At 58.9% G+C, this 1,095-nt stretch carries 1 protein-coding gene and 1 pseudogene; both read left to right on the top strand.

Annotated elements, in window-relative coordinates; all coding sequences use genetic code 11:
• Positions 1–549: electron transfer flavoprotein subunit beta/FixA family protein (locus HBN79_RS23825; protein ID WP_169917314.1), on the top strand; the 549-nt coding region annotated here is incomplete at its 5' end.
• 2 nt (positions 550–551) lie between these two features.
• A pseudogene (locus HBN79_RS23820) lies at positions 552–1,095 on the top strand (electron transfer flavoprotein subunit alpha/FixB family protein); the annotation flags it as partial.

Below are 1,095 nucleotides of genomic sequence, written 5' to 3'. Positions count from 1 at the left end.
GCTCAGGAACAGCTGCGTACCGCGCTGGCGCTGGGTGCTGATCGCGCCATTCTGGTCGAGTCCGCCGAAGACCTGACCTCGCTGGCCGTGGCCAAGCTGCTCAAGGCCGTTGTCGACAAGGAACAGCCACAGCTGGTGATCCTGGGTAAACAAGCCATCGACAGCGACAACAACCAGACTGGCCAGATGCTGGCTGCGTTGACCGGTTTCGGTCAGGGCACGTTCGCGTCCAAGGTTGAAGTGGCAGGTGACAAGGTTGCCGTGACCCGTGAAGTAGACGGCGGCGCGCAAACCGTTTCGCTGAGCTTGCCGGCGATCATCACCACCGACCTGCGTTTGAACGAGCCGCGTTATGCGTCCCTGCCAAACATCATGAAAGCCAAGAAAAAGCCGCTTGAAGTACTGACGCCAGACGCGTTGGGTGTTTCGACTGCTTCGACCAACAAGACCCTGAAAGTGGAAGCCCCGGCTGCACGCAGCGCGGGTATCAAGGTCAAGTCGGTGGCTGAACTGGTCGAGAAACTGAAAAACGAAGCGAAGGTAATCTAATCATGACTATCTTGGTAATCGCAGAACACGACGGCAAGGCACTGGCTCCGGCCACGCTGAACACCGTTGCCGCTGCCGCCAAAATCGGTGGCGACATCCACGTTCTGGTTGCAGGCCAGGGCATTGGCGCTGTAGCCGAAGCAGCTGCGCAGATCGCTGGTGTGGCCAAAGTTCTGGTTGCTGATAACGCGGCCTACGCCCATCAGTTGCCTGAAAACGTTGCGCCATTGGTTGCAGAGCTGGGCGCTGGCTACAGCCATATCCTGGCTGCAGCTACTTCCAACGGCAAAAACATCCTGCCGCGCGTTGCTGCGCAACTGGACGTTGATCAGATCTCCGAGATCATTTCGGTGGTTAGCGCCGACACCTTCACTCGTCCGATTTACGCCGGTAACGCCATTGCCACCGTACAGTCCACTGCGCCGGTCAAAGTGATCACCGTACGCGCCACCGGTTTCGACCCGGTTGCTGCGCAAGGTGGTTCGGCAGCGGTTGAAGCGGTTGCAGCGGTTCACGATGCAGGCACTTCGTCGTTTGTTGGCGAAG

Source organism: Pseudomonas sp. WS 5051, from assembly GCF_012985715.1.
In the GTDB taxonomy this organism is placed as follows: Bacteria; Pseudomonadota; Gammaproteobacteria; order Pseudomonadales; family Pseudomonadaceae; genus Aquipseudomonas; species Aquipseudomonas bubulae.
Note: the sequence above shows the minus strand (reverse complement) of the source record. Positions and strands in the feature narration are given on the sequence as shown.